Annotated in this window: 13 protein-coding genes; 4 read left to right on the top strand and 9 right to left on the bottom strand. The window is 51.6% G+C overall.

The features are described 5' to 3' along the window. Positions 1 to 156 precede the first annotated feature (156 nt). Positions 157 to 1,260 (bottom strand): FecR family protein, encoded by a 1,104-nt coding sequence (locus K7P01_RS16850; RefSeq protein WP_267295106.1) that lies wholly within the window; start codon positions 1,258 to 1,260, stop codon positions 157 to 159. 297 nt (positions 1,261 to 1,557) lie between these two features. On the opposite strand from K7P01_RS16850, the gene K7P01_RS16845 reads away from it, so the two are divergent. The 4 genes from K7P01_RS16845 (at position 1,558) to K7P01_RS16830 (ending at position 6,843) form a co-directional block, all read left to right on the top strand. After that, positions 1,558 to 2,160, top strand: coding sequence for an RNA polymerase sigma factor (locus K7P01_RS16845; RefSeq protein ID WP_267295104.1), 603 nt, complete (start codon positions 1,558 to 1,560; stop codon positions 2,158 to 2,160). An 83-nt stretch (positions 2,161 to 2,243) separates the two neighbouring features. Then, complete coding sequence (locus K7P01_RS16840) at positions 2,244 to 3,680, top strand: aminotransferase-like domain-containing protein (protein WP_267295102.1); 1,437 nt, start codon at positions 2,244 to 2,246, stop codon at positions 3,678 to 3,680. A 318-nt stretch (positions 3,681 to 3,998) separates the two neighbouring features. Next, positions 3,999 to 5,687 carry a S8 family peptidase gene (locus K7P01_RS16835; protein WP_267295100.1) on the top strand — a complete coding sequence of 563 codons (1,689 nt, stop codon included), beginning with the start codon at positions 3,999 to 4,001 and terminating at the stop codon, positions 5,685 to 5,687. 238 nt (positions 5,688 to 5,925) lie between these two features. Then, complete coding sequence (locus tag K7P01_RS16830; protein WP_267295098.1) at positions 5,926 to 6,843, top strand: retropepsin-like domain-containing protein; 918 nt, start codon at positions 5,926 to 5,928, stop codon at positions 6,841 to 6,843. 22 nt (positions 6,844 to 6,865) lie between these two features. Here the strand turns inward: K7P01_RS16830 and K7P01_RS16825 are convergent, their stop codons facing one another. The 8 genes from K7P01_RS16825 to K7P01_RS16790 form a co-directional block, all read right to left on the bottom strand. Further along, positions 6,866 to 7,699, bottom strand: coding sequence for a sugar phosphate isomerase/epimerase family protein (locus K7P01_RS16825; protein WP_267295096.1), 834 nt, complete (start codon positions 7,697 to 7,699; stop codon positions 6,866 to 6,868). A 107-nt stretch (positions 7,700 to 7,806) separates the two neighbouring features. Then, positions 7,807 to 8,967: a 2-isopropylmalate synthase gene (locus K7P01_RS16820; protein WP_267295094.1), complete on the bottom strand. Its 1,161-nt coding sequence runs from the start codon at positions 8,965 to 8,967 to the stop codon at positions 7,807 to 7,809. Between the two features lie 61 nt (positions 8,968 to 9,028). Next, positions 9,029 to 10,129, bottom strand: a complete 1,101-nt coding sequence (gene leuB, locus K7P01_RS16815) for a 3-isopropylmalate dehydrogenase (protein ID WP_254086365.1) — start codon at positions 10,127 to 10,129, stop codon at positions 9,029 to 9,031. Positions 10,130 to 10,178: 49 nt separating this feature from the next. Beyond that, the gene (leuD, locus tag K7P01_RS16810) at positions 10,179 to 10,766 is read right to left on the bottom strand and encodes a 3-isopropylmalate dehydratase small subunit (RefSeq protein WP_267295092.1); all 588 of its coding nucleotides are present in this window, start codon (positions 10,764 to 10,766) and stop codon (positions 10,179 to 10,181) included. 59 nt (positions 10,767 to 10,825) lie between these two features. Then, a complete protein-coding gene (gene leuC / locus K7P01_RS16805) occupies positions 10,826 to 12,232 on the bottom strand; it encodes a 3-isopropylmalate dehydratase large subunit (protein WP_267295090.1) in 1,407 nt (468 codons plus the stop codon). 707 nt (positions 12,233 to 12,939) lie between these two features. Further along, positions 12,940 to 14,193 (bottom strand): threonine ammonia-lyase IlvA, encoded by a 1,254-nt coding sequence (gene ilvA, locus K7P01_RS16800; RefSeq protein ID WP_267295088.1) that lies wholly within the window; start codon positions 14,191 to 14,193, stop codon positions 12,940 to 12,942. A gap of 53 nt (positions 14,194 to 14,246) precedes the next feature. Further along, positions 14,247 to 15,320, bottom strand: a complete 1,074-nt coding sequence (gene ilvC / locus K7P01_RS16795) for a ketol-acid reductoisomerase (protein WP_254086360.1) — start codon at positions 15,318 to 15,320, stop codon at positions 14,247 to 14,249. A gap of 54 nt (positions 15,321 to 15,374) precedes the next feature. Next, positions 15,375 to 15,671, bottom strand: coding sequence for an ACT domain-containing protein (locus tag K7P01_RS16790; protein ID WP_267295083.1), 297 nt, complete (start codon positions 15,669 to 15,671; stop codon positions 15,375 to 15,377). Positions 15,672 to 15,678 lie beyond the last annotated feature (7 nt).

Raw genomic sequence — 15,678 nt, 5'->3', positions numbered from 1 at the left:
GATGTGATAAGTCCGGACAAAACACTACCCTGGGTAGTTTAAAAGCTGGCGATGTCCCCACATTGCCGGCTTTCTTTTTTTGCTATCAGGTTGGATTCTTGTATTGATCTTTCTGCATAGGGTTGGGTTAGGGTTTGTAATAGGATTTGTCGTCGCTTAGCAGCCGTTGCCCGTAATGAGGATCTTCGCGTCACGAATGACGTATGAAGCCCCGATGGACTGGCAGATCAACTCTAAGCGTATGTATAAGTCGTCCGTTTTCGATAGATCACCCGTAAACGTGCACTGGTTTATGCGCGCGTTCTGCGTAACGATCTCGACACCATAGGTATAGGATAGATCTTTCAGCACCAGCGCCAGCGACGCCGCGTGAAAAACGCTGGTCTTTATATTGTCTTCGGCCAGGGGCAGCGGTTTTTCCACCAGCGTCACCACCAGCTCTTCCGTCTCACGCTGGTATACAGCGCGATGGTTGGGCGTAAGCATTATTTCTTTGCGCGCGGGCATAAACCGCTGCAACAGAGATTTGTCCTCCTCGTTCTGCACTACACGCACTTTGCCCGTCATTACTGCCACTTCGCTTGTCTGTACTGTATTGTCGGCACGCACCCTGAAGCTGGTACCCACGACTTCCGTCACAAGCGTTTTACTATAAACAAAGAAGGGCCGCGACCGGTCTTTAGTCACTTCAAAGAAGGCTTCGCCCGTGAGGTATACTTCGCGTTTGGTTAGCGAGAACTGTGTGGGATAGATCAGGTGGGCACCGGGTTGCAAGGTCACGTGCGTACTGTCAACCAGCACCATGCGTCGTTGTGTTGTACCTTCGTTTATTTCTTCCAGAACACTGTTCTCAACATTTTTTGCCATGAATTGATGCTCCACTGCCGGCGACATCATGGTCATCCAAACTATTGTATAGCCTGCTGCGAGCAGGATCGTAACGGCCGCCGCGGCGGCCATCCATCTGCGCTTTGTGGATGCTGCGCGTTGTATCGGTACCACCTTTATCTCGGAATGGTCTTCTGAAAGAATGCGTTCTACGATTTGTTGTGCACGATCGTAAGCATTGTTGGCTAGCAAAACATCATCGTGTACAACGGAATCAGCCTGCATCTCGGCGCGCATTTGTTGGGCGATGCCTTGTTTGATCTGCTCTTCAAATTGACCGGTTGAGAGCAACTGCATGAGCTCCAGCCGCTCAGATTCTGAGGCCTTCTTTTCCAGGTAACGTTCGAGCAAAAGGGTAAAACGACTTGCCATGCAGACAAAAGATTTATTGGTTTTAGGTTTATTTATCAAATCAAAATATGCCAAACACGGAATTTGACACATTTTAATACTAAGAGTCTTCTGGAGATGGGGTAGGACTATCCGGAGGCGAAATATTTTTTGGAAAGTCCCAAAACGATTCCTTCTAACAACTTTACAATAAGAATAGAATCGTAACGATTGTTATGATGTGGTGTGTCGTGGTTTATTGAAATGAATCAAATTTTAATTTAATGTTTTGCTTTAGTTATGCGAATCGTTTAAATATGTATTCTTTCGTTAAACCTAATGCCTACAACTCAATCCATTTCATATCATGAAAATGAGGTGCTAGCATTGCTGGCGCAGGGAAACGAGGCGGCATTCCGGCAACTATACGATCGGCATTGGCCTGCGATATATAAGGTGGCCTATCGCTATCTTCACTCGGCTGATCTGGCCGAAGACATTGTACAAGAAATCTTTTCAAAGCTTTGGCAAAAACGCACGGAGTTCACGGAAGTGCAGCACCTGCATGTTTACCTCGTGACGATGACGCGCAACATGGCCTACAAGCATTTAAAGAAGCTTGCTACGGAGGCTGTTGCGAATTATGAATTCGCAAAAAAGGAGACACCCTCTATTAATGCGGGCGAAACAGCGGTATTGGATAAACAATACGAAGCCTTGCTCGAGCAAGCAGTCGATCTTTTGCCACCACAGCGCAAGCATATCTTTCAATTGGCGAAGGTCGAAGGGCTGAGTCATGAGGCTATTGCTGAGCGGTTGCAGATCTCTCCTAATACAGTGAAAAACCAAATGGTCGCGGCGCTGCAATTTATCAGGCACCGGCTGCAGCATCATATTTCTTCGGTTATGCTGTTGGCGTTGGTGGATGAGCTGACGCGTTAGCAAAAAAAAAACAGTTTTCATTTTGGCAATTCCGGCCATATCAGTTTAACTTGAGGCTTGCAGACAGTACGTCTACGCAGGCTATGGAAAACACTGTATTAAAGCTCGATCATAAATACGCGGAAGTCGCTGAGCGCATCGAGTCGCTTATTGAAAAGAAAGTGCTGAAGATGGGAGACAAGCTTCTGTCGGTGCGTGCATTGAGCAAAGAGCAGGGTATTAGCCTGAGCACGGCCTTTCAGGCATATTACTTTTTGGAGAGTAAAGGTCTTATTGAGGCGCGGCCGCAGTCGGGTTACTATGTTAAACATTCGCACGAGCATGCGTTGGAGCTGCCCAGCGTGTGTGATCCGGTAGACGATGCTTTGCCTGTCAGCGTCGACGATATGATCCGGCAGGTATATTCTGATCTCAACGCAAAAGGTATTGTTAATTTTTCTGTTGCTACGCCTTCTATTAAGCTGCTGCCGGTGGCCAAGCTGGCCAAGGCTACGATGCAGGCTATTCGCGACTCTCCGGCGGGCTGTTTGAATTATGAGAATGTGCAAGGCAATGCGGCGCTGCGTAAACAGATTGCCCGTCAGGCCTTCAATTGGGGTGGTACTCCCAGCGAAGACGATATCGTTGTTACAGCAGGTGCTGTTGAGGCGATGTCCCTTTGTGTGAAGGCCATTACCAAACCCGGCGATACGGTGGCCATTGAAACGCCGACCTACTACGCCATCTTCCAGGTAATGGAAAGTCACGGGCTAAAGGTGGTCGAGATTCCTGCCGATCCTACGGTGGGCATCGACATCGATTACCTGGAACAGGCCATTCCCCGTTTTGATATCAAAGCTTGTTTGTTCGTCAACACCTTCAACAACCCCCTGGGTAGCTGCATGCCCGACGATCGCAAGAAGAAGCTCGTGGATATGTTGGCGAAGAAAGATATTCCGTTGGTGGAAGACGACATCTATGGTGAGATGTATTTTGGTAAGACACGTCCGAGAACCTGTAAGTCATTCGATCGTAAAGGACTCGTTTTATATTGTTCGTCGTTCTCCAAATCGCTCGCGCCCGGCTATCGCATAGGCTGGACGATACCCGGTAAGTTTAAAGCGCAGGTTATGCGGTTGAAACGTATGCACTCCGTGTCGACCAATACGCTTACGCAGGCGGCGCTGGCCAATTTCCTCAGCAACGGTCGGTATGAGCTACACCTGCGGCACTTGCGCAAGGCGCTGCACACCCAGTCGCTGCGTTACCAGCAGGCCGTGGCTGAATATTTTCCGGAGGACACACGCGTTACGCGCCCGACGGGAGGCTTCACATTGTGGTTGGAGATGAACAAAAAGGTGGATGCTTACAAGCTGCACCGCAAAGCGCTGAAATACAATATTGGTATTGCGCCCGGACCCATTTTTTCTACCCAGGGCCGATTTGAAAATTGCTTCCGCCTGAGCTACGGAGAACCATGGACAGAAAGCGTGGAAGAAGGGATTAAAACACTCGGAAAACTAGTCCGCGAATGGAAATAACCGCGCCAGACGCGGAAGGATTCGGGCCAATCCAGGCCACTGTACGTCGTTATTCAATTTGCCGACGCAGAGGAAAAAAACGGTAAAAAACGCGGCTATAGAAGTAAATACTAATGTCATAAGCGTAGCGGTTTTCTGATATCAAAGGTCCAATATTATCCGTTGCGACGCTGATTTGTCTCCTCTGAGGAGTCACCGACGTAAGATCGGCCCGCGATTTGCCAGATTTCAAAAAAACAACCCGCGCGTATAAAGGGCTCCGGATTTAAACCATAACTCATTATCTTGCGCGCTTGTTGACTTGAAAACCAACGATTTATGATAAGAAGAAACGCAGGGGTGGTAGTTGCGGCAATTATGACCCTCTCAACCCATTGGGCTGCTGCCTTTCAGGCAGAAAACCAAGATCAGGACACAATAACGACACCTTCCGACTGGTTCTTACGCGACCCGCAAGACGACCACGTGCAGGGCGTCAGCGCCGAAAAGGCTTATAACACACTCCTGAAAGGAAAACCCTCCAAAACAGTACTGGTAGCGGTTATCGATTCCGGGATCGATGTTGACCACGAGGACCTGAAGGATATTATCTGGACCAACGAAGACGAGATTCCCGGCAACGGCCTCGATGATGATAAAAACGGTTACATCGACGACGTTCACGGCTGGAACTTCATCGGCGGCAAAAACGGAAATGTGAACGAAGACACGTATGAAGTAACCCGCGAATACAAGCGCCTCAAGCCCAAGTATGAAGGCATCGAGGAGGCTAAGGTTGGCAAAAAAGACAAAGCTGAATATGAGTACTGGAAGCGTGTGAAATTCAAATACGAGCGCGACTTCAAGGCCAACAAAGATCAGTACGACGAATACAACGGCCAATACGTGATGTATAGCAGCGCTATGAAAAATCTCACCTTCTGCGACAGCGTTCTTTCGCGCAGTGTTGGTAAGCCTCTCAGCAAATCTATATTGGAAACCATCAACCCTACCACTGACACGCTTCGTCAAGCCAAGACCATCCTGGTGGAAGTGCTCGGATCCATTGATGAGGACATTCAGGTGAGCGAGTTCCTCGAAGGCCTGCAACGCTATGTGGATATGCTTAAAGAAGCAGTCGACCACTTCGGCACTGCCGTAAACTACGGTTACAACCTCGATTTCAACTCGCGCACAGTGGTGGGCGATGATGCGAAGAACCTGACGGAAAAGAATTATGGCAACAACGACGTAGCCGGTCCTGATCCCAAACACGGTACGCACGTAGCCGGTATCATCGGCGCCAACCGCAAGAACAACATCGGCGTAAAGGGCATTGCCGACAACGTGCGCATTATGTCTGTACGCGCTGTGCCCAACGGTGACGAGCGCGACAAAGACGTAGCCAACGCTATTCTCTATGCAACCGACAACGGTGCAAAGATCATCAACATGAGCTTTGGCAAAGCTTTCTCGCCGAACAAAGAGCTGGTGGATAAAGCCGTGAAATACGCGGTATCGAAAGGTGTTCTGCTTGTACACGCTGCAGGCAACGACGGCGACAACACGGACATGGAATCTAATTTTCCCAACCGCAAATTCCTGAAAGGCGGCGAAGCCAAGACCTGGCTGGAGATCGGCGCCTCTTCGTGGGGAGCAGACTCGAACTTTGTAGGCTCATTCTCCAACTATGGCAAGAAGTCAGTCGACCTGTTCTCACCCGGTGTGCAGATCTATTCTACTACACCCGACAACACGTATGAGAACCTGCAAGGTACCAGCATGGCCAGCCCCGCGGCAGCCGGCGTTGCAGCAGTACTCCTCTCCTACTTCCCGGACCTGTCGGCCGCACAGTTAAAAGACATCCTCCGCCAGTCAACCCGCAAGTTTGACGGTTTGAAAGTAATCAAGCCGGGTACGCACGACGAGGTACCGTTCAGCGACCTCAGTAACACGGGTGGCCTCGTCAATGTATACGAGGCAGTGAAGCTGGCCTCCACCATCAAGACCCAGCCCAAGAGCAAGTAATTTATAGTATACATGTCATAACAAAGAGGCATCTCCGACGGGGGTGCCTCTTTTGTTTGTACCACGAGGCACGGGAGATAATTAAGGTATATTTACCCTACCGCCTACCGACTTCTGCTGTAACCCTTTCTTCGCGCAGCGGAGCAGAGCTTTCGGGGTGGTATAAAAATCAGCCTTCCCGCGTGTTTCGCCGCCTATAGCATAACGGTAGCTTCATACCCTACTAATCAGACTGGGTATGGCCACATTTTACCGGATCATTGTCGCAAGCGTGCTCTTGCTGAGCACGCCATGTTTTGCTCTTCACACACCGACCGAGGCAGGTTTTTATCTTCCCGCTCACCTCCAGGAAACCAGGTTTACGTATACTGTCATCAATAATCTTATCGTACTGCCCGTACGCATCAATGACTCGATACAGGTTAATCTCATCCTGGACACGGGCTGTCGCAACCTGGTACTATTTGGTAAAAAGTTTGGCAAGTTGTTTCATACGGAGGCGGGCCGTACCGTAGAATTCTCAGGGCTTGGCTCCGGCCGCACGGTACAGGGTAAACTTTCGCTTGGCAACAAGGTAGCGATCGATGCCGTGCTGGGAAACCGCATTCCCGTAGTGGTTATTCCGGAGCAAAATCTCTTCAGCGAATATCCCAATGTACATGGGGTGATCGGCTATGATCTGTTTATCAAATTTGAAGTGGAGCTGCATCCCGGCAAGCAAGAGATTACCCTACGCCCCGCCGCCACGGCCTCGCTGCCCGCGGGCTATCAGCATGTGCCGATCGAGGTGACCGACTCCCGCCCGCTGATACAAGCCACAGTCTTTCTCCAAAAGCAGGAGACGGGTCAGGCTTGTAACCTTATGATTGATACGGGCTCTGCCCGCGGACTGTTATTAAAGACCACCGACCTGTGCAGTTACCGCAAAGGCCCTTCGCGTACGTTGGGCCGCGGGTTTAATGGTCTGATCAAAGGGTATGAAACATTCTCCCACAAATTGCTTTTGGCAACCCTGGAAATGAATAATTTATCTACCGGTATTATTTATGCACAGTGGCAGAACTATGCTTCGGTGGGCATGGAGGTGCTCAAAGATTACAAGCTTGTGTTAAACTATTGCAAAGGGTATGCGGGCTTTAAGAGCCTCGATGTGTAGCGCGCGGGACAAGACGCGGCTTTTATTTCAATGTCTTTAGATACGCCAGGCTCTTGGGAATCTGTTGCTCCGCTTTGGGCGATTCGTCTTCAATAAAAAAATGCTGAATGCCCATCGCCTTGGCCTCCTTCATCACGGCGGCGATACCGACATCGCCCTGGCCCAGCACGACGTTGGTCTCGTCGGGGGCTTTGCCGTCGTTGCTGTTGGGAGTGCCGCGCTTGCGGTCTTTCAGGTGCAGCAATACCCAACGGGTGGAATATTTCTTCAGCAACGCTACCGGGTCCTGCCCGGCTTGTTTGATCCAGAACACATCCATTTCAAAGTATACATACCGCGAGTCAAGCGCGTCGACCATGTAGTCGAACACCGTGCCCGACTCGTACGGTTGAAATTCATATCCGTGCGGATGGTAACATAACAACAGACCGTTGCGGGCCATGACCTTGCCAGCCTCGTTCAAGACAGAAGCAGCATAGTTCACATCGTCCGAGTCGAACATATCGCCGAAGGGTATCCACGCACATACCACGAACTTCGCGCCATAAGCGCGGGCCTGATCCGCCACTAATTGGGGCGACTTGGCCAGGCGCTCAAAGTCGGCGCCAAAGCTGATCACTTGTAACTTGTGTTTGGCGATCAGCTTGATCATCTCGGGAAACTCCAACCCATAGGTACCTGCCATTTCCACTTCGCGAATGCCCATAGCCTCCACTTTGGCCATGGTGCCGGGCACGTCCTTCGCAAACTGATCGCGTAAACTGTACAATTGTAAACCAATCTCCTGGGCGTTGAGCCGGGATAGGGAAATAAGAAATATGACTAAAAAGCAGGTACTTTTCAGAGAGGGTTGCATAGCAGACGGTTCCGGACATGAAGGTAGCGGAAAGCAACGGAACCAACAAAAAGGCATCACCTTGCGATGATGCCTTTTGGGGTTTGGGAGGTTTGGCTTGAAAAAGATTATTTCTGTACCAGCAGCGGTGTGTTGGCTGCCAGGGTCATCAGGTCGTCGTCGTTGACATTTTTCTTTTCGTCGGCTACCGTCAGGAATGCTTCGTACAGCTGGTCCAGCTCGGGCTTGCTCGGCTGGTAGCCCAGCAGCTCCAGGCGGTGCTTCAGCGCGGCACGACCGCTGCGGGCGGTCAGTACGATCGACGATGTCGGCACACCTACGTCCGAAGGATTGATGATCTCGTAGTTCTCCGAGTTTTTCAGGAAGCCGTCCTGGTGGATACCGGACGAGTGCGCAAACGCGTTGGCGCCTACAATGGCTTTGTTGGGCTGCACCGGCATGCGCATCAGGTCAGACACCAGGTTACTGACGCCGTACAGGCGCTCGGAAACGATGTTGGTATGCAAGTCCAGGTCTTTGTGCGTACGGATGATCATCGCTATTTCTTCCAGCGATGTGTTCCCTGCGCGCTCACCGATACCGTTGATGGTCACTTCGGCCTGACCGGCGCCGGCGATGAGGCCAGCCATGGTGTTGGCCGTAGCCATACCCAGGTCGTTGTGGCAGTGTACGGAGATCGTCGCTTTGTGTATGTTCTTTACATGCTCGAACAGGTATTGAATGCGCTTGCCATACAGGTGCGGCAGGCAGTAACCTGTCGTGTCGGGAATGTTTACGACGTCGGCACCGGCAGCAATAACCGCCTCCACCATCTGCGCCAGAAAGGCCAGGTCGGCACGGCCTGCGTCTTCGGCAAAGAACTCGACTTCATAGCCTTTGGCCTTGGCATAGCTCACAGCCCATACGCCTTGCTCGAGTACTTTCTCGCGGCTGCTGTTGAATTTGGTTTTGATGTGGATATCCGACGAGCCAATGCCGGTGTGAATCCGACCACGTTTGGCGTGGTGCAGGGCTTCGGCGGCCACATCGATATCTTCCTTTTTAGACCGGGTCAGCGCACAGACGCCGATGCTCACCGCTTTGGAGAGCTCTACCACGGAAAGAAAGTCGCCCGGGCTCGAAATAGGGAAACCGGCTTCAATCACATCCACACCGAGTAGCTCGAGCTCCCGTGCTATGACGACCTTTTCTTCGGTTGACAATTGACAGCCGGGCACTTGCTCGCCATCGCGCAGCGTAGTGTCGAAGATTTCAATTTTTCTGCTCATTGGTTTGGAATAAGACTTTTGATGTTCGTTTTATAGTGTGGTGGCGTCTGTGTTCGTATTGTTATACCGCTACCTGGCAGTTCACCAGCATGCGGGCGTTGTTGCATACTACGTTGCCCATCACTTCCGTACCCAGGATCTTCTCGTGGGCGGTGTTCGCATCGGCAATGTCACGGGTGCGGTATCCTTCGCGCAGTGTCTTCTCCACCGCTTTGATCACCGCTTCTGATTCTTCTTTTAACCCGAAAGAAATATCCAGCAGCAAAGCCGCCGACAGGATCGACGCGAGCGGGTTGGCAATACCTTTACCGGTAATGTCGTGCGCGCTGCCGTGGATCGGCTCGTATAGCCCTACGGTGTCGCCGATCGATGCCGAGGCCAGCATGCCCATGGAGCCGGCGATCTGCGAGGCTTCGTCGGTGAGGATATCACCAAACAGGTTGCCTGTCACCACCACGTCAAAGCCGCGCGGGTTTTGGATCAGCTTCATGGCTGCAGCGTCTACAAACATGTGCTCTACTTCTACATCCGGATATTGACGCGCCACGTCTTGTACCACTTCGCGCCACAGGCGTGAGCTTTCCAGTACGTTGGCTTTGTCGACGGATGTAACTTTTTTACCGCGGGTCAGTGCCGCCTTGAAGGCTTTGTGCGCGATGCGCTCTACTTCATACCGCGAGTAGATCATCGTGTCATAGGCTGTCTTGCCTTCGTCTTTGCGGCCGCGCTCGCCGAAGTATACATCGCCGGTCAGCTCGCGGAAGAAAAGTATATCAGCACCTTTCAGAATCTCCGGCTTAATGCTCGATGCTTCGAGCAGCTCATCAAATAATTTGATGGGACGCAGGTTCGCATAAAGGCCCAGTTCCTTGCGCATCTTGAGCAAGCCTTGCTCCGGACGCACTTTGGCGGACGGATCGTTATCATACTTCGGGTGTCCTACCGCGCCAAACAATATCGCGTCGCAGTTCTTCATCTTCTCCAGGGATGTATCGGGCAGCGGGCTGCCGGTCGCTTCGATAGCTTCGTGGCCGATCGTAGCGTAGTCGAATACAAACTGGTGACCGAAACATTCGGCTACCTGCTCCAGCACTTTCTTGCCACAGGCCGTCACTTCTTTTCCAATGCCGTCGCCGGGAAGGATTACGATTTTCTTTTTCATTTTCTTACGGGCTTGCCGCGGGGCAGCAAGTATCGGTTTAGGTTAAGGTTTAGTGTACGGCATCAAACTGGCGGATCTCTTCGCGCAGGCTGAGGAGGTAATCAATGTCGTCGTACCCATTGGTGAGGCACGTTTTCTTGTAGGCATTGATGTCAAAGGACTCCGATGTACCGTCGGCCAGCGTTACACGCTGGTTTTCGAGGTCTACCGTAATGACTGTATGCGGGTCTTTTTCGATTAAGGCAAATACGCTTTTCAGAAAGGCGTCGGATACCTGGATCGGCAGCGTTGCGTTGTTCAACGCATTGTTTTTAAAGATGTCGGCAAAGAAGCTCGAAATCACCACGCGGAAGCCGTAATCGGCAATGGCCCACGCGGCGTGCTCGCGGCTGCTACCACAGCCAAAGTTCTTGCCGGCCACCAGGATCTTGCCGGCGTAGGTCTTGTCATTCAATACAAAATCCGCCTTCGGTGTATCGTCGGCGTTATAGCGCCAGTCGCGGAAGAGGTTGTCGCCAAATCCCTCGCGCGTGGTGGCTTTCAAAAAGCGCGCAGGAATGATCTGGTCGGTATCAATATTTTCGATCGGCAGAGGTACGGCCGAGCTTTTTAATGTGGTGAATTTTTCTTTCGACATAAAATACTTTTTAGGGCTCCTGTCTTACTTGTTCACGTTTCGTTTCTCTCCAGGAGGAATTATACCAGGCTCCGTACGTCTGTTACTTTGCCGGTGATCGCGGCCGCCGCAGCGCTGAGCGGACTGGCCAGGAACGTGCGGGACTTGGGTCCCTGACGTCCTTCGAAGTTTCGGTTAGACGTGCTGATGCAATATTTGCCTGCGGGAATCTTGTCTTCGTTCATGCCCAGGCACGCGGAGCAACCAGGCTGACGCAGTTGGAATCCTGCTGCTTCAAATACTTTGTCAAGACCTTCCTGGCGGGCTTGCGCTTCTACTTGCTTCGAACCGGGCACAACCCATACCTCTACATTCTCGGCTTTCTTGCGGCCTTTCACCAGCGATGCTACGGCACGCAGGTCTTCAATGCGGGCGTTGGTACAGCTGCCGATAAACACGTAATCTATCGCCTTGCCCAACAGTTGTGAGCCGGGCTCGAGACCCATATACTCCAGTGACTTCTTGAAAGAAGTCTGTTCCGATACGTCTTTCAGCTCTTCTACGGTCGGGATGCGGTCCATCACTTTAATGCCCATGCCCGGGTTGGTTCCATAGGTGATCATCGGGGCAATGTCGGCGGCGTCATATTTCAGCACGGCGTCGTATTGCGCACCTTCGTCCGTCTTCAGCTTTTTCCACTCCTCTACCTTACGGTCAAATTCAGCACCTTGCGGCGCGAACTTGCGGCCTTTGATATAGTTGAAGGTTGTTTCGTCGGGAGCGATCAGGCCACCGCGCGCACCCATTTCAATGCTCATATTACAGATCGTCATACGCGCTTCCATCGAGAGGTTGCGAATGGCGTCGCCGGCATACTCCACAAAATAACCCGTGGCGCCGCTGGCGGAGATTTTCGCGATCACGTACAGAATGATGTCTTTTGCCACCACGCCTTTGCCGAGGGTTCCGTTGATCTCGATACGCATGGTTTTGGGGCGGTATTGCAGAATGCACTGTGTAGACAGCACCTGTTCTACTTCGCTGGTGCCAATGCCGAAGGCGATGTTGCCAAACGCGCCGTGGGTGGACGTATGGCTGTCGCCGCAGACGATGGTCATGCCGGGCAGGGTCAGTCCCAGCTCGGGGCCGATGATGTGTACGATGCCCTGGTACGGGTGGCCCAGGTCATAGAGCGTAATGCCAAATTCGGCGGTGTTCTTGCGCAGCGTTTCTACCTGGTGGCGGGAAAGCGCTTCTTTGATCGGCAAGTGCTGCTCCAGCGTGGGCACGTTGTGGTCGGGTACCGCGGTGGTCCGGCTGGGGTTAAACACGGGAATGCCGCGCTTACGAAGGCCGTCAAATGCCTGAGGGCTGGTTACTTCGTGAATGAAATGACGGTCGATGAACACCACATCCGGATAGCCTTCGCTTTTCTTCACCACGTGCGCGTCCCAGAGCTTGTCGAACAGTGTTTTTGGTTGACTCATTGTTTTTGTGTCTGTAAAAATCATCTAGTGTTTTCCCGAAAACTCGGAAGCTGTAACAACTGTTAGTTTGTTCCAGTCTAAAAAAAACGAAACCGTCCCGAGGGTGTCGGGACGGTAACGATTGCTTTCGATATTTTCTATTTCATTCAGGCCAAAGCCTGTCTGTTTTGTCAATGTAAAATCAACGAGGGTTCTTGTACACGAAGATCACAAAAGTTAGGGCGTGCATCAACGAATTATTAACATTTTTTTATGATTCCTAACTAGTGGTAGGTAGTATACTATAGGAATGTTAACCCTCTGTTGGTATATAACGCTGTTGTGGGGGAAGTAGTTTCTCGGTGAATAAATACACTACGCCCGTCTGAAGACCGGTGCCAGGGTGGGGCCGGCAATGGCTTTTTAAATTAAAAAAGGTGCCCGACGTTTCGGCGGCGCGACTGACAGGAACAGGCTCTGGATTGTTCTGCCGGCGCAACCCGCTTTTGCATCGGGACACCCTTTTCATAAAGAGGGTCTGCTCTTTTTCTTTTATCGCGTTGACATGTCGATTATTCCGAGGTACATGAAAAAAAATGACGACGATGTAAAAATCGGTAGTCTGCACGCGACGTTCAATACGACGATCTACGTATTTACCCGCCTGCATCGGCAAGCGAAGGCCTTACGTACCCACACGGAGATTCTTTGCGTAAAAATACTGGGGTTTATACCAGGTATTCGAATAGGTTCTCGTTCTGATTCACCACCGTATAGTTGAGCTTGTGGCTGTCCATACGGGCAATAAGCGTCTGGAAATCGTCTTTCGATTTCAACTCGATGCCGATCAGTGCCGGTCCCGATTCTTTGTTGTGTTTCTGGATGAATTCAAACCGCACGATGTCGTCTGTCGGTCCCAGGATCTCGTTTACGAATTGCTTCAACGCTCCCGGGCGTTGCGCAAAGCGCACAATGAAATAATGTTTTAATCCTTCGTATAGCAGCGAACGTTCTTTGATCTCCTGCATGCGGTCGATGTCGTTGTTCCCGCCGCTCAGGATACACACGACCTTCTTACCGCGTATTTGGTCGGCATATTGTTCCAGTGCCGCGATGGACAATGCACCGGCCGGCTCGGCCACAATAGCGTCTTCGTTGTAGAGCTGAAGAATCGTCGTGCTGACTTTGCCTTCCGGCACCAGCAGCATATCCGACAGCAAATCTTTGCTCAATGCGAAGGTCAGGTCGCCTACCTTTTTCACCGCGGCGCCGTCTACAAACCGCTGAATGGTGTCCAGTACCACCGGGTGGCCGGCCTTCAGCGCTTCTTTCATGGACGGTGCACCCAGGGGCTCCACACCGATGATCTTCGTCTTGGGAGAAAATAGTTTAAAGTATTGGCCCACACCGGCGCACAAACCGCCACCACCAATGGGCACAAACATATAGTCGATGTCGCTCAGCTCGTCGAGGACTTCTTTGCCAACCGTACCTTGCCCTTCAATCACCTTCAGGTGGTCGAACGGCGGAATAAACACCATGTTGTTCGCTTGCGTGAAGACCAGGGCATGCGCCTGGCATTCGTCAAACGTATCGCCGATCAGTACGATCTCGATGTTCTCACCACCGAACATTTTCACCTGGTTGATCTTCTGCTTGGGCGTAATGGCCGGCATATAGATCACCCCTTTAATGTCTAGCTGGCGGCACGAGAAGGCGACGCCTTGCGCGTGGTTGCCGGCGCTGGCGCAGACCACGCCACGCTGGCGCTGGTCCGGGGTCAGGCTTTGAATGAGATTATAGGCGCCCCGCAGCTTGTAGGAGCGTACTACCTGCAGGTCTTCGCGCTTGAGGTATACCTCTGCTTTAAATTTCTCAGAGAGCTTCCGGTGAAACTGCAACGGGGTTTTCAACACGACCGATTTGAGCACGGCCGCGGCGGCGTTGACATCGAGGCTTTCCGTTTGTTTATCTGATACCATGGTGTTGTTATAAAAACAATGTGCAGGTAAAAATACCTGCACATTGATCTGAATTAGGAGTTGATCATGCTGGCTTCCACCTGGTTCTTTTCAGGTCTCAGCTGGCGCACCGCGGCGCCTGCCTGCCAGAGCTCGCTCTCGCGAAGCTCTTTCAGCTCTTCGGCAAGCTTCTCGCGGTAATCCGGCTTGCTGCAGGTATCGATCGTACGTCTTGCTTCTTCGCCGGTCGCGACGCTCTTGTACAATTCCTGGAACACAGGCAGTGTGGCGGCTTTGAATTTTTTCTTCCAGTCCAGCGCACCGCGTTGTGCTGTAGTCGAGCAGTTGGCATACATCCAGTCCATACCGTTCTCTGCCACGAGTGGCATCAGGCTTTGTGTCAGCTCTTCTACCGTTTCGTTGAATGCTTCTGAAGGTGAGTGACCGTTCGCACGCAGTACTTCGTATTGTGCTTCGAAGATACCGGCGATAGCGCCCATCAGCGTACCACGCTCGCCCGACAGGTCGGAGTATACTTCTTTTTTGAAATCCGTTTGAAACAGGTAGCCTGAACCTACACCGATACCGAGGGCAATAGCCTTCTGTGTGGCGTTGCCGGTGGCGTCCTGGAATACTGCATAGCTCGAGTTGATACCTTTACCTTGTAAAAACAGGCGGCGTACCGAAGTACCCGAACCTTTCGGCGCAGCCAATACTACGTCGATATCGGCCGGAGGAATAATGCCGGTTTGGTCTTTGAAGGTGATGCCAAAGCCGTGTGAGAAATACAGTGTCTTACCTTTTGTCAGGAAAGGCTTGATGGTAGGCCACAGGGCAATCTGGCCGGCGTCTGACAGCAGGAACTCGAGGATCGTACCACGCTTGGCAGCTTCTTCGATCTCGAACAGCGTTTCGCCAGGAACCCAACCGTGCTCCACTGCTTTGTCCCAGGTCTTCGAACCTTTCCGTTGTCCCACGATCACTTTAAATCCGTTGTCGCGCAGGTTCAACGCCTGTGCAGGGCCTTGCACGCCATATCCGATAATGGCAATGGTTTCGTTCTTCAATACGTCCAGGGCCTTTTCCATCGGAAATTCTTCCCGTGTTACTACTTCTTCTATGGTTCCGCCAAAATTAATCTTAGCCATTTTCTATGTGTTTAATTGTTTATGTTTTACTGTTTAGTAGGTGCTTCAGAATGTCTATGCGTTTTCAATCACGCTGTGTTTTGCGCTCAGCTCGCAGTACAAGGCGCTGCCGGTATAATACAGCGCCTGCTCTACTTCGATAAGCTTTTCCACCTGGTTTTTTACCTTTTCCATCATGTCTTCCGTTGCCACGAGCAGCAATACTGCCGTACCGCGACGAAAATCATCTTCGGCTTCGTGGGCCAGCAACCGTTTAATGCGTACGCGCCGCCGGTTCAGAATGTTGACGATCCGGTTAATGACCGAAAAGTTGTTGTCCGAATGTATCTCTAATGTGAAATCCTGTTTCATGTCTCAG

The sequence above is a fragment of the Parachryseolinea silvisoli genome, from assembly GCF_021190955.1.
Taxonomy (GTDB): Bacteria; Bacteroidota; Bacteroidia; order Cytophagales; family Cyclobacteriaceae; genus Ohtaekwangia; species Ohtaekwangia silvisoli.
The sequence above is the reverse complement of the archived record's forward strand: the minus strand, read 5'-3'. Positions and strand labels throughout refer to the sequence as shown.